The following is a 23905-nucleotide window of genomic DNA, read 5'->3' as shown; positions in this document are numbered from 1 at the left end:
TGCCGCATACCCCCTCTAACTCCCCCTTGTAAAGGGGGAGAATTTTTCTTTCCCTATACGAGTCATTCAAAAGCCTATGACGTCATGTCGATCTGATCGTGAACAGGAACTTGTCCACTTCGCTCCTCAGCATCTCCGATTGTTGGGAAAGCTCACGCGAGGCCGCCTGGATTTGAGTGGCTGCGGCTCCGGTTTCTCCGACCGCATGGGTAACGCCGACGATGTTGGAAGACACCTCATTGGTGCCTATTGCCGCTTGCTCGACGTTGCGGGCGATCTCCTGGGTTGCAGCCCCTTGTTCCTCCACCGCCGAAGCGATGCTCGCGGCGATTTCATCGATGCTGCCGATGGTTTTGCCGATGTTCTGGATGGCATGAACGGCGTCATCGGTGGCGCTTTGTATGCCGTTGATTTGAGCACTTATTTCCTCGGTGGCCTTGGCCGTCTGGCCGGCCAGATTCTTGACTTCGGAAGCGACCACGGCGAAGCCCTTGCCGGCGTCGCCGGCGCGCGCCGCCTCGATAGTGGCGTTCAGGGCAAGCAAATTGGTCTGATCGGCGATGTCGGTAATCAGCGCCACCACCTCGCCTATCTTTTTGGCGGCCTCGGCAAGGCCCTTGATCTGCCTGTCGGTTGCCTGGGCATCGGCAACCGCCGTCGCCGCTATTTCCGAGGACTTGGATACCTGACGGCTGATCTCCTGGATAGAGGAGGACAGTTCCTCGGCCGCCGAGGCCACCGTCTGCACATTGGAAGAAGCCTCCTCGGAAGCGGCGGCGACTGCGGTGGCCTGAACATTGGTCTGCTCCGACGTCACCGCCATTGCTTCGGCCGACGCCTGCAACTGGGTGGCCGCCGAGGCCACCGACTGAACGATGCCGCCGACGCTGGACTCGAAATCATCGGCCATCTTGTTCATCATCGCATGTTTTTCTTTCTCGACCCGTACGTCGGACTCCTTCTGCTCGGCCTCCAAACGGACCCGTTCAATGGCGTTTTGCTTAAAGACCTGAACGGCGCTTGCCATGTCGCCGATCTCATCACGACGGCCCTGCGCCGGAATCTCGGTTTCAAGCTCGCCGTCGGCCAGACGCCTCATCGCCTCCGTCATGTTGATTACCGGATCGGCGATGGAACGCGACGTAAGGAGCGCGATGATCACGCCGAGCACTATGCCGATAACGAGAAGCGCCCACTGCATCGTCAACAGCCGGTCGGTCATGGCCGCGCCCGCATCGGCGTCGTCATCAAGGAGAGTCTTTTGGTCCGCCACCATGCCTCCCTTGCGGGAGCCGTCTTCCTGCACGGCGCCGAGAAGCGCCGTAAGCAGCTTGCCGGCGCGCGGCGCCGCCTCGGTGGTGAGAAGGTAGTTAGCCATGTTCCATTTATCGGAGCCTCGCATGGCAAACATTTTTGCCGGCAACGGCGCGAATTCCCCGCGCTTCGCCTTGAACTCATCAAACGCCGCTTTCTGTTCCGGCGACAACAGGGAAACTGCTCCCGACAAATCGTTGCCCCGCTTTTCATTCTTCGCCCACAGTTGCGCGAATGTATCGATGAATTTTTGTTCACCGGTCAACAAATAAGCCCGGAGGTTGGCGAGACTCAATCCCAGCGTACCCCGCACGTCAGCCATCATGCCCAAGACCTGTAAGCGGTCTCCGGTCTTTCCGCCTTGCCCCGCAAGTTCCAGGTCGATCATCTTGGTGATATTATCCGCCATCACGCCGGCGCGGGGAGCGGCTTCCTCAGTCAGCATCCTGATCGCCGGCTGTTCATCCGGCGTGTGGGCGATGGCCTCGACCTGGGCCTGGGCCGCCGCAAACTCATCAAGAGTGACCTTGAATTCGGACCACGCCTCGACGTTTTTCGTGTTGGTCCAGTTTTTTGACAGCTTATCCATGACGGCGCGAACGTCGGCGATATCCTTCCAAACGGCGGCGCGGTCACCCTTGAATTTCGCGTTGCCCGTCAGCATCCAGCCGCGCAATGAAGCGAGGGAAGCGTAGATATCGCTGGTTATGGCGGCGCCGGCCTGAGCCGTCGGCATACGCAGATCGACGATGCGGTCTGTTCCTTTCTTGATGCCGTCAACCTGCCACAGCGTTGAAGCCACGGCTACGGCAAGCAGAAGAACAATAACGGCAAAACCAAACATAAGACGTTGGCCGATTTTAAGACTTCCCATGATTCAACTTCCAAATAATTTATTAGTTAGGTTTTTTATAATTCAACTCGGCACATTTGTCATAAAAAACTAAGCCCCGATAAGAATCATTTGCCCGGAGTCTCCGGGGAAGGCTTCACCGAGGCCGGGTCAATCTTTAATTCCTTGGCCGTGTTGTTGATCTGCTCTTCAAGCATTCCCATATACGGCGCGTCCCCGGATGACAACGCCCTGAGATCAACCCACTCCTGAACGGCCCCTTGCAAGTCGCCCGTCCGCGCCATGTTAAGGCCCAGGTAGTAACGGGACTTGGGTTCACGCGGCGCGTCGGCGCGAATCCGTTTGAAAATCCTGACGGCCTCATCAGGCATGGCGACGGCGTCCGAACTGAACACCAGCGCCTCGGCGTAGTTAAGGGCGATATCGAGACGCGGGTCGCCTACTTCCAGAGCCTTGCGGTAGGCCTTGACGGCGTCGGCGTATTGCTCCATCGCCATGAAGGAATGACCCAGCAGAAGCCAGCCCTTCTGATCATTGGGGTTTTGACGCAAACGCTCGGCCAGTTGCGCCACCATCTCCTGATCCTGCCTGCTGATGGCGGGCGATGTCTCATCGGCCCTTCCGGCGAGAGGGTAATCGCGGACCCCCGGCTGACCAAGGCTCAGGTACATAAAGAAGGCGCCTAGCGGCAAGGCTACGGCAATGATAACCATAATGATGATATTGGACTTGGGATCGGCGGATTTGCCGGCGTCCTCTCCGGAATCGGCGGCCAGCAGGCGACGCCGGATTTCGATCCCGGCGGCCTCGGCCTCGGCTTCGTCCAGAAAGCCCCGCTCCCGGTCTCGTTCCAACTCCTTTAGTTGGTCCCTGTAAACGGAGATGTCGTAATCGACGCGCCCCGCCGTCGCGGCCGGCTTACAACGCGCCAAGGGCGTCAATAACAGGGCCAGAGCGCCGAGAATCAACGCCGCAACGGCAATCCACAAAGCCGCCATCATCAATCTCCGTCCAGCAGGGCATGGAGGCGGCGCTTCTCGTCGTCGCTCAACGGCGCCGGATTTTCCTCTGACCCGGCGACAACGCCCAGACGGCGGCGGAAGTAAACGACCACAGCCAGAATGCCGAGAACGGCGATCAAAATCGGCCCCAGCCACAGCGCCAGGGTATAGGACTTGAGGGGCGGCTTCAGCAGCACGAAATCACCGTAGCGGGACACCACATATTCGATCACCCGTTCGTTGGTATCGCCGGCGACCAGCCGCTCGCGCACCAGAATTCGGAGGTCCTTGGCCAGGGTGGCGTCGGAATCGTCAATCGACTGATTCTGGCAGACCAGACAACGCAGCCCCTTGCTGATATCCCGCGCCCGCGCCTCCATAACCGGATCGCTCAGAACCTCGCCGGGATCGACGGCGCCTGCGTTCATCGCCGCCAGGAACAGGGCCAGAGTCAGCAACAGACGCTTCATCATTTTTTCAGCTTCTGAATTATCGGCCATATGGTTTCATCCCAGACTTCCCGGCTCATCGGCCCGACATATTTGTAGCGGATGGCGCCGGCGGCATCGATGACAAAGGTCTCGGGGGCGCCGTAGACGCCGAAGGCTATGGCCGCCTTGCTTTTGGGATCGTCGCCGATCAGGGTGTAGGGGTCGCCGTGCTCCTTAAGCCAGTCGGGACCGTCGTCGGGTTTCACCTCGCGCCAATCGACGCCGTGAATGGGAACCAGTCCCTCCTTTTTCAGCTTCATCAAAAACGGATGCTCGTATTTGCAGGCGACGCACCACGACCCCCAGAAATTGACCAGCGTCACCTCACCCTTGAGGTCTTTGTCGGACAGTCCCTTGTCGCGTCCCTTGATGGGGCCGAGGGCGAACTCGGGGATCGGCTGATTAATCAGCATTGAGGGCAGCTTGCTCGGGTCTTTGGTCAGGCCGACGGCAAAATAAATGCTGAGGACCATGAACACCAAAAGAGGCAGCATAAACATCAGGCGCTTCATGGTCATTCCCTTAAGCCTCCGCCGCAGCGACTTGACGACGGCGCAACGGCGCGCCGATGCGATAGCGCCTGTCGGTCAGGCTCAGACAAGCTCCGAAAACCATGATCAGACCGCCCGCCCACATCCAGATGACCATCGGATTAAAGTAAAGTCTGGTCACATATCTGCCGTCGCCGCTCTCATCCGGGTCGCCGACCACGGCGTAGAGATCGCCAAGAAGGGTAGAGTAGATGGCGGCCTCGGTGGTCGGCATGTTGCGCACCGGATAGACCCGCTTCTCCGCCGAAAGGGTTGTGATCTCCCGTCCGTCCCTGGCCACCGAAAAAGAGCCGACGGTGGAAAAATAGTTAGGCCCCTCGACCTCGCGGACGCCGTTAAAGGTGTATTCGTAGCCGCTGACGACTGCCTTGTCGCCGGCCTTCATTGTCTGGATGCTTTCCACCTTCCACGAACCGGCGCCGGTCATGCCGACGATGGCCACAGCAAGCCCCAGATGAGCCGTCGTCATCCCCCACGACGAGCGCGGCAAACGGGCCATGCGCGTCAGGGATTCAGGAAAAGGCGCCTTGAACAAACGAACCTTCTCGCAAAACTCGCTCAGGGTTCCGGCAAACAGCCACGCCGCAAGGCCCATGCCGAGAAGACCGATAGGCGGCCCGTCGGCATGAGCCGCCCAGGCGGCCAGAACCGCCGCCAGCATCAAGGCGAAAGCCGCCCACAGCCTTTTCATCGCCGCCAATAAATCGCCGCGCTTCCACGCCAGCATCGGGCCGACGGCCATCGCCGCCGCCATCGGCATCATGATCGGGAAAAAGACGGAATTAAAAAACGGCGCTCCGACCGAAACCTTGGGTCCGCCGATGGCGTCCAGAAACAGCGGATACAAAGTGCCGAGCAGAACCACGGCGGCGGCGGTGCTCATCAGCAGATTATTGAGCAGCAGGCCGCCTTCACGGGATATGGGCTGAAACAATCCGGTGCTCCTCAACGCCGGGCCGCGCATGGCGAACAGGGCAAGAGAGCCGCCGGCAATGATAATCAGCAGGATCAGAATGAACACGCCGCGCGCCGGATCGCTGGCGAAAGCATGAACCGAAGTCAGCACTCCCGAACGCACCAGAAAAGTGCCGAGCAGACTGAGGGCGAAGGTGACAATGGCAAGGAAGATGGTCCACGCCTTCATGGTGTCGCGCTTCTCGACCACGATCGCCGAATGGAGCAGCGCCGTTCCCGACAGCCAGGGAATGAACGAGGCGTTCTCCACCGGGTCCCAGAACCACCAGCCGCCCCAGCCCAGCTCGTAATAGGCCCACCACGAACCGATGCCGATGCCCAGCGTCAGGAAGGCCCAGGCGGCCATGGTCCACGGCCTTACCCAGCGCGCCCAGGCGGCATCGACGCGGCCCTCCAGCAGGGCGGCGACGGCGAATGAAAAGGCGATGGAGAAGCCGACATACCCCAGGTAGAGAAACGGCGGGTGCAGGGCAAGGCCGGGGTCCTGAAGCAGCGGATTCATCCCTTGGCCGTCAACCGGCGGCGGCACAACCCTGATGAACGGATTGGAGGTAAGCAGGATGAACAGCAGCAGGCCGACGGCGATCAACGCCTGCACGCCCAGCACCCTGGCGCGCAGGCCGGGCGGAAGGTTGCGTCCGAAAGCCGCCACCGCCGAGCCGAACATCGACAGGATCAGCACCCACAGCAGCATGGAGCCTTCATGGTTGCCCCACACGCCGGTGATCTTATAGAGCATGGGCTTGGCCGAGTGGGAATTGCCGGCCACGTTGAAAACCGAAAAGTCGGATGTCATATAGGCATGAGTAAGGCCGCCGAAAGCAACGGCGACCAGCAGAAACTGGGCCAGCGCCGCCGGCGCCGCCACCGCCATCCATGAAGCGTTGCCCCTATGAGCGCCGACCAGAGGCAACCCCGCCTGGACAACGGCGACGAACAGCGCCAGGACAAGGGCGAAGTGACCGATCTCGGTGATCATTCAGCGGCGTCCTTGGCAACGTGACCGGAACGCTTCACTGCATCGCTCAATTCATCCCATTTGCCGGATTTCTTCAGGGAAGCGGCGACCTCGGGCGGAATGTAGGTCTCGTCATGCTTGGCCAGCACCTCGTCGGCCTGAAGTTCGCCGTCGCTCAACAGTCCCTCGGTGACTACGCCCTGGCCTTCACGGAACAGGTCGGGAAGGATTCCTTTGTAGACGACGGGGATGGAATTGACGAGATCGGTGACCCGGAAATGAACCAACGCGCCCTCCTTCTTGACGCTGCCCTCCTCGACAAGACCGCCGATGCGCAGCCGTTTGCCGATTTTGACCTTTTTTTCCACCACGTCGGTGGGGCTATGGAAGAAGACAATATTCTCCTCGAAGGCGCTCATCACCATCGCCACCGCGCCTCCCAGCAACGCCATGGCGACCACAATGAAGAGCAAACGCTTGTGTTTACGCTTCACCGTCGGTCTCCTTGTCGTCACCCTGCAAGGACTTCAGGATATTCTCGCTTTTTTTCATGAAGCGCATACTGGAAACCAGCATAGCGACCAGAACTGCCGCCGTGAGAATAAAGCAAGGCCACACATAGGCGGCGTAACCACCCATTTGCAGAAATTTTAAGATGGATTCCACGATTTACCCGGCCTGTCCGTGAATCTGCCTGAGGCGGATCATTCTTATCTTGTTGGTATTGATCTCGCCGCGCATCCTCAGAAAAAGTATCCATAAATACAAGAACTTGAAGCCGAAGGCCATCAACAGTAGCGGCCACAACATGCTGGCGTCAATGGCCGGACCGCTCATCTTAATGACGCTGGCCGGTTGGTGCAGGGTGTTCCACCAGTCCACCGAGAACTTGATAATCGGCACATTGACGAAACCAACCAGCGCCAGGATGGCCGCCGCCTTGGAGCCGCGTGTTGGATCATCGAAGGCGTTGTAAAGAGCCATGTAGCCTAAATATAAAAAGAACAGCACCAACACCGAAGTCAGCCGCGCATCCCACACCCACCACGTCCCCCACATCGGTTTGCCCCATAGCGAGCCGGTAAACAGGGCAAGGAAGGTGAAAGCGGCGCCAATCGGCGCGCTCGACTTGGCGGCCAGATCGGCCAGCGGATGTTTCCAGATCAAGGACACGGCGCTGGCCACCGCCATGGCGGTATAACAAAACATCGCCATCCAGGCGTTAGGCACATGCACATACATTATCCGTGCGCTGTCGCCCTGCTGGTAATCGGCGGGAGCGACGATCAGGCCCATAAAAAGACCGGCCGCGACCAGCGCTATGGCAAGGCCGGCCATCCACGGCAGCAGAAGCCCGCTCAAGCGCATGAATCGTTTAGGGTTGGCGAAACGGTGCAGCATTATTTCCGAGTTCCCGATTCAAAGAAGATGCTTTTTACAGCTTATCTCTGGAAAAGTAAGGCGAAACATTGCGGCGACAATATGGCCCCTACTCCAAAGCCTGCCTCAGCGCCGCCGCCGAGGCCCATGGGCATAACGGCAAAGCGCCGAGCAGGAAGCCGCCGAGGATCAGGAATTGCGCCTTCATCGGAAAGCCGCCGACGGCGGCGTCAACGGCGCTGACGCCGAAAATCAGCACCGGAATATAAAGGGGCAGAATCAGCAGCGACAGCAGCACGCCGCCGCGCCTGGAACCGAGAATAAGGGCCGCCCCCACCGCGCCGATCAAACTCAAAGACGCCGTTCCCAACGCCAACGCCGCCGCCAGTACGATAAAGCCGTCGGCGTTCATATGCATCAGCACCGCCAGCAACGGCGCGGCGACAAGCAGCGGCAAGCCGGTGGTCAACCAGTGAGCGCATACCTTGGCCAGCACCACCGCTTCCAAAGGAAACGGCGCCAGCGACAAAAGCTCCAGCGAGCCGTCCTCGTAGTCAGCCTGAAACAGCCTTTCCAGAGACAGCATGGAGGCCAGCAGCGCCGCCACCCAGATAACTCCGGCGGCGATGCGGGCCAGGATGTTGGCCTCGGGTCCGACGCCTAGGGGAAACAACACAACGGCAAGGACAAAGAACATGACCACCATGAAGCTGTCCATGCCCTGTTTTACCGCCAGATGAAGATCGCGGCTGACGATTTGCCCGAAGCGGCCCATCATGCAGCCTTCCCTTGATCGACGTAGCGGGGATCGGGACGCCGGGAAAATTCCTTGATATCCAGGGTTTCGGCGCCGTCCATGGCGATCCTGGCGTGGGTGGAGACCACCACCATGCCGCCGCCCGAGCGGTGTTCGGCGATAGCCGCCTCAAGGGCGGCAACGGCTTTCACGTCCAGCGCCGTGGTCGGCTCGTCCAGCAGCCACAGGAAGGCGGGGGAAGCGGAAAGACGCGCCAGATTGACGCGGCGCTTCTGTCCGGCCGACAGGAACTTGCCCGGCACATCGGCGAGATAAGAAAGGCCGAAAGTCTCCAGCGCCGCCGCCGTCGCCGCATCCGCATTGCCGGTTTTGCTCTTGAGGACGGCCCAGAAATTCAGGTTCTCGGCAACGCTGAGAACCGGCTTTACCGCGTCGAGATGACCGACATAGTGAAGGCGTCCGTTGTGCAGCTCCGGCTCGTCGGTGGTTTTTTCTCCGTCCCAGGCGATAACGCCGGCAGCCGGACGCAACAGCCCCGCCATCAGTCTCAGCAGGCTCGACTTGCCGGAGCCGTTGGGGCCGGTCAGCACCAACGCCCCGCCGGAGGAAACGGAAAAACTCAACCCCGAGAACACACACCGCTCACCGCGAATGCAAACAAGCTCATGGCCGGTGAAAATTGACATCAATAATCCGGGAATCTGCAAACAGGTTTCGCAGGGTATAACAGAACATGAGAAAAAAGAAGGCAATCGAAAAAAGAACGACCGGGCGTCTTAATAGAAGCCCGGTCGTTCAGTTCGGCTCAAAATGAGCCTTTCGAGGAGGCCGGAGAGGGGGGGTCTCCGGCTGTAGGTTCTTAGAGGGGTCTACAAGGAGGATTTAACAAATATATTGTGGCAAATTTGTGATCAAATAAGGGTAATGCCGGGGCAAAGACCGGAACCGGAGCATTATCCGATATAGAGTTGCGGAAACGGAAGGGGGAGATTACATTAAAAAAAGGTAGTTGATCAGCAAAGGAGAATACCGTGGTTGATGTCCAGGCGGTCATACGGGCCATGTCCAAATCGGCGGAGATTCCCAAAGATGAGCCGCGTAAACCGGTAATCACCATTTCCCGGACCATCGGTAGCGGCGGCGACGAAGTCGCCGCGCAGGTGGCGGAACGTCTGGGCATCGAATGTTACAGCGCCGAGATACTCGACGAAATCGCCAAGCGAAGCAAAGTCTCCAAGAAATTGATGATCTCGCTGCACGAGAAGAACCGGAGGTCCGGCGACGCCTGGCTCTATTCCGTGCTGTCCGGCAAGCATGTAAGCAAGGACGACTACCTGCATTTTCTGACCTTGACCATCCGCCGCATGTCTCATATGGGCGGCGTCATCTGCGGACGCGGCGGCAACATCATTCTGGCCGATTGCGACGTGCTGAGGGTGCGCATAACCGGCTCCGTCGAGGTCTGCGCCAAGCGCATCGCCATGGAGGACCAGTCTTCCATGGCGGATGCCAAGAAAAAGGTGCGCGACAGCAATCAATCTCGCGGCGGATTCGTCTGGAAAATGTTCGGCAAACGGGTCAACGATCCGCTTAACTTCGACCTCACCATCAATACCGACAGCTTCGCCGATTTCGGCAAGGTGGCGGACATCATTGTCCAGGCATTGCACTCCATGGGGTATGGCCCGCCGCCGAAGTAATCGCCTCGCCTCATTCGGCGCGTCCTCGGATAATGTCGAGGATTACCCCGGCGGCGCGCTCGCTGGGCGAAGGGTCGCCTTGGCCCAGTTTCTCCAACGCCTGCGCCGCCGCTTCCGCCTGGTCCCGGCGGGCGTCCTTGTCGCCGAGAAGCGTTTCCATAGCCGCCGCCAGCTTGTCGGGGCGACAGTCCTGTTGAAGAAACTCAGGCGTCGCCCTGCGGTCAAGGATGATATTCACCAGATTAACGAAACGCACCTTGATCAGGCGACGCGCCAGCCATGCCGTGATCGGGTTCACCTTGTAGGCAATGACCGTCGGCGCTCCCGCCTTGGCCAGTTCCAGCGACACCGTGCCGGAAGCCGCCAGGGCGACATTACAGGCGGCAAAAGCTCCGTATTTGTCGATTTCCTCCTCAACGACCAGCGCCGGGACCGGCCATCCGCCGACGGCGCCGGCGACTTCTTCCCTGACCGTTCTCAGCGTCGGCGCCACCACCCTTAGTTTCTTTATCGACTTCCCGAGAATCGCTATCGCCTCGCCGAATACCGGGAGCAGCCGCGAAGTCTCGCCATGACGGCTCCCCGGAAGCACGCAAACCAAGGTTTCATCGGAAGATATGCCATGGCGTCGCCGAAAAGCCTCCCCGTCCCCGGAAATGCCCTCCACCACCGGATGGCCGACGAAGGTGCAGGGCAGGCCCTCGGCCTCGAAATAAGGCGGCTCGAAAGGCAGCAACGCCAGCAGGTGGTCAAAGACGCCGGCAAACTTGCGGGCGCGCTGCGGCTTCCACGCCCACACCGTCGGCGCCACATAATGAATCAGCGGAATCCCCTGCCCCTTCAGGCGTTTCGCCACGCGGAAATTGAAACCGGGAGAGTCGATAGTCACCAAAGCCGCCGGCCTTTGCTTTATTACCCGGTCTACGGTTTCGCGGATGCGCCGCCTCAGCCTCGGGATATGGGGGAGTATCTCGACCAGCCCCATCAGCGACAGTTCGGACATGGGGAACAGGCCGGCAAGCCCCTCGCTCTCCATCAACGCGCCGCCGATGCCGGCGAAGCGCACGCGCCCGGACGTTTGCTTTTTGAGGGCGGCCATCAGACGCGCCCCCAAAACATCGCCGGAAGGCTCGCCCACAATCAAAAAGACCAGCGGCGATACATTTACCCCGATGATGAACAAGCCGGCCCTGTCGGCGGCGGCGACCGCCTCTTTTTGATCAATGATCAAAGCGCCGTCGGCTTCGACGGCAATTCCGGCAAGTTTCAAGGCGACGGCGGCTTTGACCGTTTCAATCCCGATGGTCGGCAGATCGACACGTTTTTCTTGTCCGGGTTTGCTGATTTTGAGCAGGACTCCCCCGGCGACATCACTCCCGGTTTCGATCAAGCGCGTCAGCATGGCGGCGGTTCCTTCCGCCGATTCCACAGCCAACACCGCGCCTTGCCGCACCACTACCGCCTGTCCGATGTCCTGGGCGCCGATGCCGTGCGTTACCTCGTTTATGCCCTTCTCGATATCGGCAAGCGCCTGTTGATCGACTTTAACCGCTCCGTAGGTTCCTTGCCGCGCCAGAATATCGGGAACAAGGCTGTCGGCGCCGACGACGCTGAACCCCTCCCCCTCCAGCGCCTTGACGACGCCCGACAGCAGGCCGTCGTCTCCCAGCGCCTTGACGCCGACCTGGGCTAACACCCTGGCCGCCCACGCATCAGGCATCAGAGCCGCAAGCGACGGGCGACGGATGGCGCCGGCCATAACCAGTTCCTCGGCTCCGGCCCGACGCAGCAGCTCCAACGCCTCGCCGGCGGCCCCCAGCCTCACCCAGGCATGGGGTGTGGAATCATCCACGGTTTCAGGGGGAGTTTGGTCCTTGAAGGCGATGACGAAAAACTTACGACCGCTTTCCCGGCAGGCCCGGATAATACGAAGGGGAAGATCGCCGCCGCCCGCCAAAATTCCAAGGAGCGGTTTACGCGGCATCTTCCAGATTCGGTTGACAGATGGCGCGGGAAGAATCGGCGCGGATGAAATCGACTATTTCCATTACCGGCTCGATGTCATGGAATAGTTCGGCGACATCCTCAAGGCGCTCGGCCATGGTGCCTTCCTGGGCAAACAGCAGGCGATAGCCGTTGCGGATGGAGTGGATGGTCTCGCGGTCAAAGCCGCGACGCTTCAGGCCGACCACGTTAAGACCATGCAGCCGGGCGCGGTTGCCGAGAATCGAGCCGTAGGGAATAACGTCGTTTTCCACTCCGGACATGCCGCCGACCATGGCGTGACGCCCGATGCGGACAAACTGATGCACCGCCGAAAGGCCGCCGATGATCGCCCACTCATGAATCGCCACATGGCCGCCCAAGGTGGCGTTGTTGACCATAATCACATTGTCGCTGATACGGCAGTCATGAGCGACATGAGCGCCGACCATAAACAGGCAGTTGTTGCCGATGCGGGTCAACATGCCGCCGCCCTCGGTGCCGGGGTTCATGGTGACATGCTCGCGGATAATATTGTTACAGCCGATCTCCAGGCGCGACGGCTCGCCGTGATATTTCAAGTCCTGGGGCGGCATGCCGATGGAGGCGAAGGGAAATATCCTGCAATTGGCGCCGATGCCGGTGCGCCCGCCCACCACTACATGCGATTCAAGGATAACGCCGTCGCCCAGTTCAACGTCAGGGCCGATGGTGCAATAAGGACCGATGGAGACGTTTTCGCCGATTTTGGCGCCGTCTTCGACGATTGCCGTAGGATGGATTTTGGTCATTTGTCGCTATCCACGATCATTGCGGTGTATATGGCTTCGGCCATCATGACCCCGTCGACTCTGGCTTCCCCCTTGAACTTCCAGACATTGCCCCGGTTGCGCTGTTTTTCCACATAAATGCGAACCGTATCTCCCGGCGTTATCGGTTTGCGGAAGCGCGCCGAATCCACCGTCATAAAATAAACAAGCGTATTTTCGCATGTTTTACCCATGGTTTCCATCACCAGCGCCCCTGCCGTCTGCGCCATGGCCTCGATGATCAACACCCCCGGCATGATCGGCTTAGCCGGAAAATGCCCCTGAAAGAACGGCTCGTTTATGGTGACGTTCTTGATGCCGACGGCGCTGTGATTGGGGATTACATCGATCATCCTGTCGATCATCAGGAAGGGATAGCGATGGGGAATCAACTCCATGATCCGCTCGATATCGAAGGACTTAGCCTCGGTCATTTTTGCCGTTTCATCCATCAGTTACCGCCTTTCTTCCTGGTCAACCGCTCCAGGGCGGCGACTCCCCTGAGCCAATCGCGCACCGGCTTGGCCGGCGAACCTCCAACCTCTTCTCCGGGCTTAACGTCCCGCATAACGCCGCTCTGCGCGGCAATTCTGGCCCCCGCCCCGATACTAAGGTGCCCTGTCAACCCGGCCTGTCCGGCCATGATCACGCCGTCGCCGGCCTTGGTGCTGCCTGATATCCCGACTTGCGAAACGATCACGCAGCCCCGTCCGAGCTGAACGTTATGGGCTATTTGAACGAGATTATCAATTTTTGATCCGGCGCCGATAACGGTGTCCGGTCCTGATCCCCGGTCAATAGCGGTGTTGGCGCCGATTTCCACGTCATCCTCAATCAGGACGCGACCCAGTTGCGGCACCTTAAGATGCCCCGAAGCGCCCATGGCAAAGCCGAACCCGTCCTGCCCGATGCGCGCCCCGGCATGGATGATGACCCGTTCCCCCAGGACGCAATAGCTGAGGGAAGCGCAGGGTCCGATAACACAGTCATTGCCGAGCTTCACCCCCTCGCCGATCACGGCATTGACGCCGATATGACAATTCATGCCGATTTCCGCCCGCCGGGCAATGTATGCTCCGGCTTCGACGCGGCATCCCGCGCCCAATTCGACGCCGTCCTCGATGACGGCGGTAGCGGCGATTGCCGGCTTTGGCGACGACGCCGGATAAAACAGGCCGGCGACCCGCGCATAACCTCGATACGGATCGGACGTCAGCAACAAGGCCATGCCCTTCGGCGCCCTGTCCGCCATGTCGGGGCGGACCAGACAAGCGCCGGCCCTGCTGACGACGAAACTGTCGGCATAGCGTTTATTATCAAGGAAACTTACGTCCTTGGGACCGGCCTCGCCAAGAGAAGAAACATCGTAAAAAAGAAAATCAGCCTTAACGTCTCCGCCTGTTTCGGCGCCGCAACATTCCGCCAATTTATTCAAGGTAAACGGCCCCGCCTTGAAGTAAAAATGCGGATCGGTCATCTCCTACTTTCCGGCAGCGGGAGCGCCGGCGACCTTCCCGGCAGCGGGAGCGCCGATAGCCGGAACCTTCATGCCGGGCATGGCCTTATCCAATCGTTCCAAAACGATTTTCGTAATATCCAACCCCTCATTGAAGAAAATCACAGGCTCCCTTCTAAGGACCAGGTGAAGGTTTTCTTCCTTAACCAGGGCATCGATAATTTGATTAAGAGAAACTTCAACCTTCCTCATGGCCTCGGCCTGGGCGGTCTCAAGGTCCTGTTTCTTCTGCTGGACCATAAACTGAACCTCTGAGACCTGTTGAGAAAATTTCTGGCGGTTTTTCTCGTAGGCGTCGGCGGCAAGAACGGATTCCTGCTTTTTCAATTCCTGTTGAGCAGTGCGAAGTTTTTCCTCTTCCTTGTTTATTTCCGCCTGGAACGTGTCTCTGTACTTTGTAATCTGAGCGCCGATATCATTCACCACCGCCGCCGAGCGGCGGATGGAATCAACGTCAATAACCGCTATCCTGAGCGCGACGGCCTGATTCTGCGGGGCTTCCTGGGCAAGCAAACGGTCAGAGAACGCCCCCAACCCCACGACCGACAGAACCAGAGAAAGCAAAATAATATTAAAGTGTTTCAACTTGAACTCCTAAAAACTGGTGCCGAAATTAACGCGGAAATTCTCGGTGTTATCGTAACCTTCCTTGATTAACGGTAAACCGAGATCAAATCCCATCGGGCCGAACGGCGAAGCCCAGACAATGCCGACGCCGGCGCCGAGACGCAAGCTGCCGTCATCGTTTACCCGATAACCCATATCGTTCATTTTACCGGAACTGCCGATATCGGTGAAGACTTTCCCCGTAATCCCCATTTCCTGGGGCAACCCCAGGGGCATAGTCAGTTCGGTGGTGCCGGTATACATCCATTCGCCGCCGAGAGAATCCTTGGTATTGGCATCACGGGGACCGATACCCGAGGTGGCGAACCCTCTTAAATTATCGCCTCCGACAAAAAACCGATCAAGCAGATGGACGTCATCGCCCAGTCCGTAAACATGCCCCGCTGACCCGGAGAATGATAAAACCCACTGATCGGCCAGAGGAAAATACTTACCGGCGTTCAAAGAATTACGAATGTACTTGGTGGTGCCGCCCAATCCGGCCAAGTCATTGGTCAACCGCATGTAATGGCCTTTTGTCGGTTTAAGGCGGCTGTCGCGCCTGTCATAAGAAAGTGAATGAGAAAGCTCCGACAGCGTTCTGCTACCTCTTTCCAACTGGATAATCGGGGAGGCGTTTCCGGAAATATTGGCAAGCGTCGAACGCTTGCCGGTATATCGCCAAAGCTGATGAAGATTCTCGGTAACCGGATAACCGGCCCTGAGTCCGGCCCCGGTAGCCTTGGAATCAAAAGAACTCTCTTTCTGTTGTTTCGTGCTGGTATGAAAAGCATCGACGCCGGCGGAAATTTCACGATCCAGAAAATAAGGCTCGGTGAAAGAAACATCGACCTGACTTCGGCGCGCCGCCGCCGTCACATTAAGGCCCAAGCTCTGACCTTGTCCAAGCAGATTTTTTTCACGGAAACCGAATTCGAGAAGGGGACCGCTGGTGGTCGAAAAACCAAATCCGAGGGAAATCGAACCGGTGGATTTCTCTTCCACTTCCACCTTGACCAGCGTCTTGTCGGGAGCGCTGCCCGGCACCTGCTCGACAACAACTTTTTCGAAGAAATCCAAATCCTGGATACGCTGTTTTGAACGCCGCATCTTGGCGGAGTTGAAAGCATCGCCCTCGACCAGACGGAATTCGCGGCGAATTACCTTGCTGGCGGTGCGGACATTGCCGACGATGTCGATTCGTTCGACGAATACCCGTGGCCCCTCGTTCACCTCGAAAACTACGCTAATGCTGTGATTGCTGCGATTGCGGTTGATGCGCGGACGAATATCGACGAAGGCATAACCGAAAGCCCCTACTTCTTCGGTCAGCGTTTCGATGGTCTTTTCCAACGAATCGGCGTTGTACCAATCACCCTGCTCGATTTCAACGGCGCCCAGCAGGTCATCGGCCTTAAGGTTGCGAAGCCGCGCCTCGACGCCGATCTCTCCGAACTGGTAACGCGCCCCTTCCTCAACGGTAAAAGTGATAAAAAAGTCCTTACGGTCAGGGGTCAACTCGGCCAACGCGGAGACAACCTGAAAATCGGCGTATCCGTTGTTCAAATAGAACCGGCGCAATAACTCGCGATCAAGGGTGAGGCGGTCAGGATCATAAGTGTCATCGCTGGATAATATTCGATACCAGCGGGTTTCCCTGGTTCGGACAATCTCCCGCAAGCGGGAATCGTCGAACTCCCGGTTTCCGACAAAGCGAATGTTCCTGATCTCGGTCGTATTACCCTCGCTGATCTCAAAAACAAGATCAACCCGGTTCTGCGGAAGCTGGATGATTTTGGGTTCGACGGTCGCGGCAAAGCGCCCGTTCCTGCGGTAGAGGGTAAGGATACGCTTTACGTCATTTTGCACCTTGGTGCGGGTGTAGATGATGCGGGGACGAAGCGAAACTTCCGACCCCAACGTCTCATCATCAAGCTTTTTGTTACCCTCAAAGGCGATGCGGTTGATGATCGGGTTCTCAACCAGGGTAACGACCAGATCATCTCCCTGGCGGTGCAGCGTTACGTCGGCAAACAGTCCGGTGGCGAAGAGGCTTTTAAGCGATCGGTCGATGCGCGCCGGGTCGAAAGCGTCTCCCTTTTGGACAAGCAGATACGAACGCACCGTTTCAGGTTCGATCCTCTGGGCGCCGTCAATGATTATATCACGAATGGTCCCGCCCGACTGAGCGTCCGCCGCGCCGGAAAACAGCAAGGCCTGAGTCAGGCAAAGTACAAACGCAAAAAGACGAAGCAATTCCCGCAAGCGCCCCCCAGTGAAAGAACGAATCAGACAATGAGTTGTTTAATAAACTCAAATACCTTGAGGTGAACCAAATCGTTCCATGTTGCAAAAACCATTAACAGCAATACCAGAATCAAGCCAAAACGGAAACCGTATTCTTGTATCCGTGGAGATATGGGACGGCCCAATACAAACTCCACTATGTAAAAAACCAGATGCCCCCCATCCAGCATAGGAACGGGAAATAAATTGATCAAACCCAGATTAACCGAAAGCGCCGCCATGAAAAAAATCAGATTAGCCATGCCGCCCTGGGCCATTTCTCCGGAAATCTGGGCGATCCGCAACGGCCCTCCCAGTTCTCCGGCGGTTCGTTCGCCGGTAATAATCTCGCCGAGAGCGACCAGTATTTGCGTACTCAACTCGTATGATTTTTCCACCGCCATCCACGCGGCGTTCAGCGGCCCCTGGCGTTCGTACCTGATATGGTTAGGGTCAGGAGCGACGCCGAGCAGACCGACTTCAAACTCCTTGCCGTTTTTATCAATTCGCTTGTGACGCTTGGGCGTTGCGGAAACGGTCGACTCGACCCCGTCACGCCTGATAACCAACTTCAAGGGCGCGCCGGGATAGCCGCTGACGATGCGGCGTAAATCATCAAATAATTCAATGGCCTCGCCGTTTATGGACAGAACCATGTCGCCGACCTTGATTCCGGCTTCCTCCGCCGCGCTCCCGGGCTGCACCATGCCTATTCCTGATAAAGGCGACGGGTTGCCGACAAAGCCGAACAATCCGGCAAGGAGAACAACGGCAAAAATAAAGTTGGCGATCGGACCTGCCGCGACAATCGCAAAGCGTTGTCCAAGGCGCTTGTGAGGGAATGAGACGGCGCGATCTTCATCGTTAAGGGGCTTTTCCTTCCCCTCTTCGTCCCACATCCCGTCCTCGCCGAACATCTTTACATAACCGCCCAGCGGAACGGCGCTGATCTTCCAGCGGGTGCCTACCCTATCCGTCCACCCGTAGATTTCAGGACCAAAACCGATTGAAAAAACTTCAATTCGCACATGATTGCGACGCGCGACAAGGTAGTGCCCCAGTTCGTGAACAAAAACCAAAGCCGTCAAAATAAATAAAAACGGGACAATATAGTCCATCAGGAAATTCAAAAATCCCATAAGCTCCGGTCCAATCTATTATACCATCGGCCTTAATCATTCTTTCCCCTCCTTACCAGGGAGGGGTCAGGGGAGGTTGCGGCAACGCCCCCCTCTAACTCCACCTTAAACAAGGGGGAGGATTTTTCAGATTACTTATCGGCGCTAAACTCTTAACAAACAGTTGAAAAAACCTCCGCCGCCCGACGCGCCGCGTCGTCGATGTCATCCACATCGTCAAGGCTTTCCAAGCGTCGGGCCGGAACTTTTTCAAGAACCTGCTCAATAATGCGCACAATGTCGAGGAACCCGATGCGCCGACCGAGAAAGTGATGTACGGCAACTTCGTTGGCCGCATTAAATACGGTAGGCGCTCCGCCGCCGTTCTGCAAGGCCTGACGCGCCAATTTCAGGGCCGGAAACCGGACCAGATCGGGGGCCTCGAAGGTGAGCTTGCCCACCTCGGCCAACGACAGGCGGGGCGACGGCGACGCCATCCGGTCGGGCCACCCCAGCGCGTAGGAAATCGGCGTCCGCATGTCGGGCGTACCCATTTGGGCCAAAACCGAGCCGTCATTGTACGCGACAAGGCCATGGACCACCGATTGAGGGTGAACAAGAACATCGATCCTGTCTTCCGGCATCGAGAAAAGGTGGTGAGCCTCAATCAACTCAAGACCCTTGTTAGCCATGGTCGCCGAGTCCACGGAAATCTTGGCGCCCATGCTCCAGTTCGGATGAGCCACCGCCTGTTCCGGCGTCACATGGGCCATGTCGGACGACGACATCTCGCGGAAAGGCCCTCCTGACGCCGTCAAAATAATACGCTCGACCGAAGCGGCGCGTTCTGACTCGAATACCTGGTAAATAGCGCTGTGTTCTGAATCTACGGGGATCATGTTCGCTCCGTAGCGCCGGACCTCTTTCATCATCAGATCGCCGGCTGATACAAGACATTCCTTATTCGCCAATCCGATAATGGCGCCGCGCCGTATTGCCGCCAGGGCGGGGGCCAGACCGGCGGCGCCGACAATCGAAACCATCACGATATCCGCCGGTCGGCTTGCCGCCTCGATCACCGCTTCGGCGCCGGCGGCGACTTCGATTGATGATCCCGCAAGGGCCTTCTTAAGATCGTCAAACCGGGAAGGGTCTGCCGTCACCGCTATCTTGGGCCGCAGTTTCAGAGCTTGCTCGGCCAGCAGCGCCACGTTTTGATTGGCTGTCAACGCCTCGACGATGAATGACTTGGGATTGCGTTGAATCAAATCAACGGTGTTGCACCCGATTGATCCCGTGGACCCGAGAATAGTTACGCTCCGCAACGCCGTTTCCGGCCGGAGATCGGTCGAGGTTAAAGCCATGACAGGATATTGCCCTTACCGGACGATCCGATCAATGCCGTTGCCGCCGCCACCGCCAATAAACCGTCAACCCGGTCAAGAACGCCTCCATGGCCGGGAATAATGTTGCCGGCGTCCTTTACCTTGAAATGGCGCTTTATCCAGGATTCAAGCAAATCCCCGCCCTGGGACACCGCCCCTAATGCCAGACTGACAACGGCCAGAGGGATGATTGATCCCTTGCCGAGCATGATCGCCGTTACCGCGCCGGTTACGCCGGCGCAGGAAATGCCTCCGATGAATCCGGCCCACGTCTTTTTGGGGCTGATGGCGGGAGCAAGCCGGGGACCACCGATCATGCGACCGAAGGCGTACGCGCCGATATCGGCGGCCCAAACCAGAACAAACATCCAGAAAACCGTCTCGCGGCCGATGGCCGGGTCGCCCCGCAGCCAAACCAAAGACAGGCAAGGCGCCAATATATACAAAGCCCCTGCCCCCATCCACAGGGATCGGTTGGCGGCGGACGCGCACACCCGGCTCCATTCCAGGGCCATAAGGCCGGCGGCGACGGCAATAAGGATTTCAAAATAAGGCGATCCGAAATAGATGGTCGCCAGCACCGGCGGAGCCAGCACTAAAGCGGACAGCGCGCGCGTCCCCAAGCCGGACTGTTTAGGCGGATTAGCCACTTGTTGCGCCGTAGCGCCTTTCCCGACCCTGAAATTCATTGATGGCGTTGACAAAATTATCCTTGGTAAAGTCAGGCCAAAGGGTGTCAACGAAGACAAATTCCGCATAAGCCAGTTGCCACAAGAGAAAATTACTGATTCGTTTCTCACCGCTTGTCCGAATCAATAAATCAGGATCAGGCGTATCGGAGGTAAAGAGATGGCGGGACAGAGCCTCCTCGTCGATATCCTCCGGACGAAGAGCGCCGGACGCTACCGCCTCGGCCACGCAACGCGCCGCATGGGTAATCTCGGCGCGACCGCCGTAACTGAGAGCAATAGTCAGGGTTATCGCCTTGTTGCCGACGGTCTGCCTCTCGGCATCCACGATCATGGCCGTAATATCCGGATCAAGCTTCTCGCGTTCGCCGATAACGCGCAGGCGCACGCCGTTCTTGTGAAGGTAGGAGATTTCACTGCTCAAATAATAACGCAAAAGCCCCATCAGGTCATTAACCTCGGACCTTGGACGCTTCCAGTTCTCCGAGGAGAAACCATACAAGGTGAGATAAGAGATGCCCATCTCGGCAGCGCTTTTGACCACCGTCTTAACCGCTTCGGCGCCGCGCTTGTGTCCGGCGACGCGCGGGAGATTGCGCGCCTTGGCCCAACGACCGTTGCCGTCCATGATAATAGCGACATGAACAGGCGGCGACGGCGGCGACTCGGTTTTAAGCGAAACGGCCTTCATGCTGTTCATACCTGCATAATTTCCTGTTCTTTATTGGACAAGGCTTCATCGATCTTTCTGATCGAACCGTTGGTCAGGTCCTGAACATCCTGGGCATACACGCGATGCTCGTCCTCCGAGATATCTCCGTCCTTCTCGGCCCGCTTGATTTCATCCATGGCATGGCGGCGGACGTTACGCACCGCGACGCGGGCTTCCTCGGCATACTTCCCGGCGATTTTGGTAAGTTCAACGCGGCGTTCCTCGGTCAATGCAGGAATAGGCACGCGGACAAGCTGTCCGTCGGAAGCCGGATTAAGGCCGAGAGACGATTCCATAATGGCCCTCTCCACCGCCTTGACCAGCCCCTTGTCCCATACCTGCACGGTCAACATACGCGGCTCCGGCACGCCGATGGTGCCGACCTGGGATATCGGCATGGTGGTCCCATAGGCCTCTACGTTAATCGGTTCGAGAAGGCTGGCTGCGGCGCGACCGGTGCGCAGGCCGGCAAATTCCTTATGCAGGACCTCCACCGCTCCATCCATGCGCCGAACGGTATCTTTCTTGATTGATTTGATATCCATATCGTTCCGGCTCCGTCAGCTTATGATGGTATAGGCGCCGATACCGTTAACAACATCAGCGAAGGCGCCCGGATTGTGAATGGAAAAAACCAATATGGGAACCTTGTTCTCACGCGCCAGCGAAATGGCCGAAGCGTCCATTACCTTAAGGTCCTTGGACAATACTTCCTGATAGGTCAGCTTATCGTAGCGTTTTGCGCCCTTGACCTTTTTCGGATCATCGCTGTAAACGCCGTCAACCTGGGTTCCCTTCAACAAGGCGTCACACCCCATCTCGACAGCACGCAAAGCGGCCGCCGTGTCGGTGGTGAAAAAAGGATTGCCGGTGCCGGCGGCGAAGATCACCACCCTTCCCTTTTCCATGTGGCGCATGGCCCGGCGGCGGATGTAAGGCTCGCAAACCGTGGCCATGGGGATTGCCGATTGCACCCGCGTTTGAACTCCCTTGCTTTCGAGCATGCTCTGCATAGCCACCGCGTTCATTACCGTCGCCAGCATTCCCATGTAATCGGCGCCGGCCCGATCAATTTTCGCGGCGGCCCCGGAAACTCCGCGAAAGATATTGCCGCCGCCGATAACCAGACATATCCGGACGCCCATATTGTGCACATCGCTGATTTCGGCGGCAATGCGTTCGATGGCGGCGGGATCAATGCCGAACTTGCCGTCTCCCGCCAGCCCTTCTCCCGACAGCTTCAACAGGACACGCCGGTATTTGGGATCAGATGACATGGCTAATTCCGTACGATTAAGCAAGGCGGAGTATTACACACTTACCGCCGGCAGGTCTTTATGCTTTTTCAGGAGCCGGACACCGCCGCTACCTCGGCGGCGAAGTCCTCTTTTTTCTTCTCAATGCCCTCGCCCAGTGAAAAGCGGACAAAGCCCTTGACGGCAACCGGCGCGCCGACATCCTTGGCGGCGGCTTCTATGGCCTTGCCGACCCTGGTTTCCCCGTCAATCACATAGACCTGATCGACCAGACAGACCTCTTCGTAGTATTTGCGCAACCGTCCTTCCACCATCTTCCCGATGATATCTTCCGGCTTGCCCGAAGCCCGCGCCTGATCGCTCAATATATTTTTTTCACGCTCCAGGTCCGCCGGGTCCAGCTCATTGCGCGAAACGGCGTGAGGATTGGCGGCGGCGACATGCATGGCCAACTGCCTGCCCAGCGCGTCCAGCCCGGCGGCATCGGCCCGCGAGTCGATAGCCACAAGCACGCCGATCTTGCCCAGCCCCGGCGCCAAGGCGTTATGTATATAGGAACCGACCACGCCGGAATCCACCCTCAGAACCTCGGCCCGGCGTATGCTCATATTCTCGCCGATGGTGGCGATCAAATAAGTCAATTGCTCTTCAACGTTCCTGCCGGTATTCAGATAGGCGACCCCTTTGAGGGCCTCCAGATCGCTTCCGTTTTCCAGCGCCAGCCCGGCGAGTGTCCGCACGAACTCCTGAAACCTGTCATTGCGGGCGACGAAATCGGTTTCAGCGTTAACCTCGATGACGGCGCCGGCGTTGCCGTTCGCAGCCACGCCGACGAGGCCTTCCGAGGCCACGCGCCCGGCCTTCTTCGCCGCAGCGGACAGACCCTTCTTGCGTAGCCAGTCAACGGCTTCCTCCATGTTGCCGGAGGTTTCGGTCAACGCCTTTTTGCAATCCATCATGCCTGCGCCGGTCTTTTCGCGCAGTTCCTTAACGAGGGAGGCTGTGATCTCGGACATATTGATCCCTATTGTTAAGATATATCTACGTTTCTTCGGACTATTTACTCGACGGCGGGAGTCGTCTCGGCAGCGGTAGCCGTCTCGACGGACTGCGCCTTGCCGGCTGTCTTCGGCCTTTTCTTGACGGCCCTGGCCGGTCTCTCCGCCGGTTCCTCGACCGACGCCTCAACGGGCGCCTCAACGGCGGCGCCGGGATCGCCGCCTTTGTCGGAAACTTCCTTTTGGATGCCGTCGAGTACGGAACCGACTATCAAGTCGCAGTACAAGGAAATAGCGCGAATGGCGTCATCGTTTCCGGGAATGGGATAGTCAATGCCTGCCGGGTTCGAGTTGCTGTCGATGATGCCGACAACGGGAATGCCCAGCTTGTTGGCCTCGGCGATGGCGATCGATTCCTTGATGATGTCGATCACAAACAACACATCAGGCAGGCCGCCCATTTCCTTGATGCCGCCAAGGGCGCGGTCCAGTTTGTCCCGCTCGCGGGTCAGACGCAGCAGTTCCTTTTTGGTCAGGCCGACGTTTTCGCCCTCGAACTTTTCGTCC

The 23905-nt window shown here is 58.2% G+C and carries 24 protein-coding genes and 1 pseudogene (1 of these 25 only partly in view); 1 reads left to right on the top strand and 24 read right to left on the bottom strand.

What is annotated here, in order from left to right; genetic code table 11:
• Nucleotides 1–82 precede the first annotated feature (82 nt).
• The 10 genes from A3H92_06620 to A3H92_06575 form a co-directional block, all read right to left on the bottom strand.
• Nucleotides 83–2188, bottom strand: coding sequence for a hypothetical protein (locus A3H92_06620; protein ID OHC75279.1), 2106 nt, complete (start codon nt 2186–2188; stop codon nt 83–85).
• A gap of 86 nt (nt 2189–2274) precedes the next feature.
• Nucleotides 2275–3168, bottom strand: a complete 894-nt coding sequence (locus tag A3H92_06615; protein ID OHC75278.1) for a c-type cytochrome biogenesis protein CcmI — start codon at nt 3166–3168, stop codon at nt 2275–2277.
• Nucleotides 3168–3641: a hypothetical protein gene (locus tag A3H92_06610; GenBank protein OHC75312.1), complete on the bottom strand. Its 474-nt coding sequence runs from the start codon at nt 3639–3641 to the stop codon at nt 3168–3170. Before A3H92_06610 ends, A3H92_06615 begins: the two co-directional genes overlap by 1 nt.
• Nucleotides 3638–4171: a thiol:disulfide interchange protein gene (locus A3H92_06605; GenBank protein OHC75313.1), complete on the bottom strand. Its 534-nt coding sequence runs from the start codon at nt 4169–4171 to the stop codon at nt 3638–3640. Before A3H92_06605 ends, A3H92_06610 begins: the two co-directional genes overlap by 4 nt.
• A 10-nt stretch (nt 4172–4181) precedes the next feature.
• A complete protein-coding gene (locus tag A3H92_06600) occupies nt 4182–6164 on the bottom strand; it encodes a c-type cytochrome biogenesis protein CcmF (GenBank protein OHC75277.1) in 1983 nt (660 codons plus the stop codon).
• Nucleotides 6161–6637, bottom strand: a complete 477-nt coding sequence (locus A3H92_06595) for a cytochrome c biogenesis protein CcmE (GenBank protein ID OHC75276.1) — start codon at nt 6635–6637, stop codon at nt 6161–6163. The genes A3H92_06600 and A3H92_06595 overlap by 4 nt, the downstream gene beginning before the upstream one ends.
• Nucleotides 6627–6809, bottom strand: a complete 183-nt coding sequence (locus A3H92_06590; protein ID OHC75275.1) for a heme exporter protein CcmD — start codon at nt 6807–6809, stop codon at nt 6627–6629. Before A3H92_06590 ends, A3H92_06595 begins: the two co-directional genes overlap by 11 nt.
• Before the next feature lie 3 nt (nt 6810–6812).
• Nucleotides 6813–7541 (bottom strand): heme transporter HemC, encoded by a 729-nt coding sequence (locus A3H92_06585; protein OHC75311.1) that lies wholly within the window; start codon nt 7539–7541, stop codon nt 6813–6815.
• 91 nt (nt 7542–7632) lie between these two features.
• A complete protein-coding gene (locus tag A3H92_06580; GenBank protein ID OHC75274.1) occupies nt 7633–8298 on the bottom strand; it encodes a heme exporter protein CcmB in 666 nt (221 codons plus the stop codon).
• Entirely contained in the window at nt 8298–8966 is a 669-nt protein-coding gene (locus tag A3H92_06575; protein OHC75273.1) for a heme ABC exporter, ATP-binding protein CcmA, read from the bottom strand. Before A3H92_06575 ends, A3H92_06580 begins: the two co-directional genes overlap by 1 nt.
• 375 nt (nt 8967–9341) lie before the next feature.
• Here A3H92_06575 and A3H92_06570 point away from each other — a divergent pair, with 375 nt between their 5' ends.
• Complete coding sequence (locus tag A3H92_06570; GenBank protein ID OHC75310.1) at nt 9342–9980, top strand: hypothetical protein; 639 nt, start codon at nt 9342–9344, stop codon at nt 9978–9980.
• Nucleotides 9981–9990: 10 nt separating this feature from the next.
• Here A3H92_06570 and A3H92_06565 read toward each other — a convergent pair whose 3' ends face one another.
• The 14 genes and pseudogenes from A3H92_06565 to A3H92_06500 all read right to left on the bottom strand — a co-directional run.
• Entirely contained in the window at nt 9991–11154 is a 1164-nt protein-coding gene (locus A3H92_06565; protein ID OHC75309.1) for a lipid-A-disaccharide synthase, read from the bottom strand.
• A 799-nt stretch (nt 11155–11953) separates the two neighbouring features.
• Entirely contained in the window at nt 11954–12754 is an 801-nt protein-coding gene (locus A3H92_06560) for an acyl-[acyl-carrier-protein]--UDP-N-acetylglucosamine O-acyltransferase (protein ID OHC75272.1), read from the bottom strand.
• Nucleotides 12751–13224, bottom strand: coding sequence for a 3-hydroxyacyl-[acyl-carrier-protein] dehydratase FabZ (locus tag A3H92_06555; GenBank protein ID OHC75271.1), 474 nt, complete (start codon nt 13222–13224; stop codon nt 12751–12753). Before A3H92_06555 ends, A3H92_06560 begins: the two co-directional genes overlap by 4 nt.
• Nucleotides 13224–14249, bottom strand: coding sequence for a UDP-3-O-(3-hydroxymyristoyl)glucosamine N-acyltransferase (locus tag A3H92_06550; protein OHC75270.1), 1026 nt, complete (start codon nt 14247–14249; stop codon nt 13224–13226). Before A3H92_06550 ends, A3H92_06555 begins: the two co-directional genes overlap by 1 nt.
• A 3-nt stretch (nt 14250–14252) precedes the next feature.
• Nucleotides 14253–14873 carry a hypothetical protein gene (locus A3H92_06545; GenBank protein ID OHC75269.1) on the bottom strand — a complete coding sequence of 207 codons (621 nt, stop codon included), beginning with the start codon at nt 14871–14873 and terminating at the stop codon, nt 14253–14255.
• Between the two features lie 9 nt (nt 14874–14882).
• Complete coding sequence (locus A3H92_06540; protein OHC75308.1) at nt 14883–17120, bottom strand: outer membrane protein assembly factor BamA; 2238 nt, start codon at nt 17118–17120, stop codon at nt 14883–14885.
• Nucleotides 17121–17182: 62 nt separating this feature from the next.
• Nucleotides 17183–18319: an RIP metalloprotease RseP gene (locus tag A3H92_06535; GenBank protein OHC75268.1), complete on the bottom strand. Its 1137-nt coding sequence runs from the start codon at nt 18317–18319 to the stop codon at nt 17183–17185.
• Nucleotides 18320–18471: 152 nt separating this feature from the next.
• Nucleotides 18472–19662 carry a 1-deoxy-D-xylulose-5-phosphate reductoisomerase gene (locus tag A3H92_06530; protein ID OHC75267.1) on the bottom strand — a complete coding sequence of 397 codons (1191 nt, stop codon included), beginning with the start codon at nt 19660–19662 and terminating at the stop codon, nt 18472–18474.
• Nucleotides 19653–20306, bottom strand: a complete 654-nt coding sequence (locus tag A3H92_06525; protein OHC75266.1) for a hypothetical protein — start codon at nt 20304–20306, stop codon at nt 19653–19655. The genes A3H92_06530 and A3H92_06525 overlap by 10 nt, the downstream gene beginning before the upstream one ends.
• A 19-nt stretch (nt 20307–20325) precedes the next feature.
• Nucleotides 20326–21063, bottom strand: a complete 738-nt coding sequence (locus A3H92_06520) for a di-trans,poly-cis-decaprenylcistransferase (protein ID OHC75307.1) — start codon at nt 21061–21063, stop codon at nt 20326–20328.
• 5 nt (nt 21064–21068) lie between these two features.
• Nucleotides 21069–21629 carry a ribosome recycling factor gene (locus A3H92_06515; protein OHC75265.1) on the bottom strand — a complete coding sequence of 187 codons (561 nt, stop codon included), beginning with the start codon at nt 21627–21629 and terminating at the stop codon, nt 21069–21071.
• 15 nt (nt 21630–21644) lie between these two features.
• The gene (locus A3H92_06510) at nt 21645–22361 is read right to left on the bottom strand and encodes a UMP kinase (protein OHC75264.1); all 717 of its coding nucleotides are present in this window, start codon (nt 22359–22361) and stop codon (nt 21645–21647) included.
• Nucleotides 22362–22429: 68 nt separating this feature from the next.
• On the bottom strand, nt 22430–23356 hold the full coding sequence (locus A3H92_06505) for a translation elongation factor Ts (protein ID OHC75263.1): 927 nt from the start codon (nt 23354–23356) through the stop codon (nt 22430–22432).
• 44 nt (nt 23357–23400) lie between these two features.
• A pseudogene (locus A3H92_06500) lies at nt 23401–23905 on the bottom strand (30S ribosomal protein S2); it runs 272 nt beyond the window's last position.

Source organism: Rhodospirillales bacterium RIFCSPLOWO2_02_FULL_58_16, assembly GCA_001830425.1.
Lineage (GTDB): Bacteria > Pseudomonadota > Alphaproteobacteria > Rhodospirillales > 2-02-FULL-58-16 > 2-02-FULL-58-16.
Note: the sequence above shows the minus strand (reverse complement) of the source record. Positions and strands in the feature narration are given on the sequence as shown.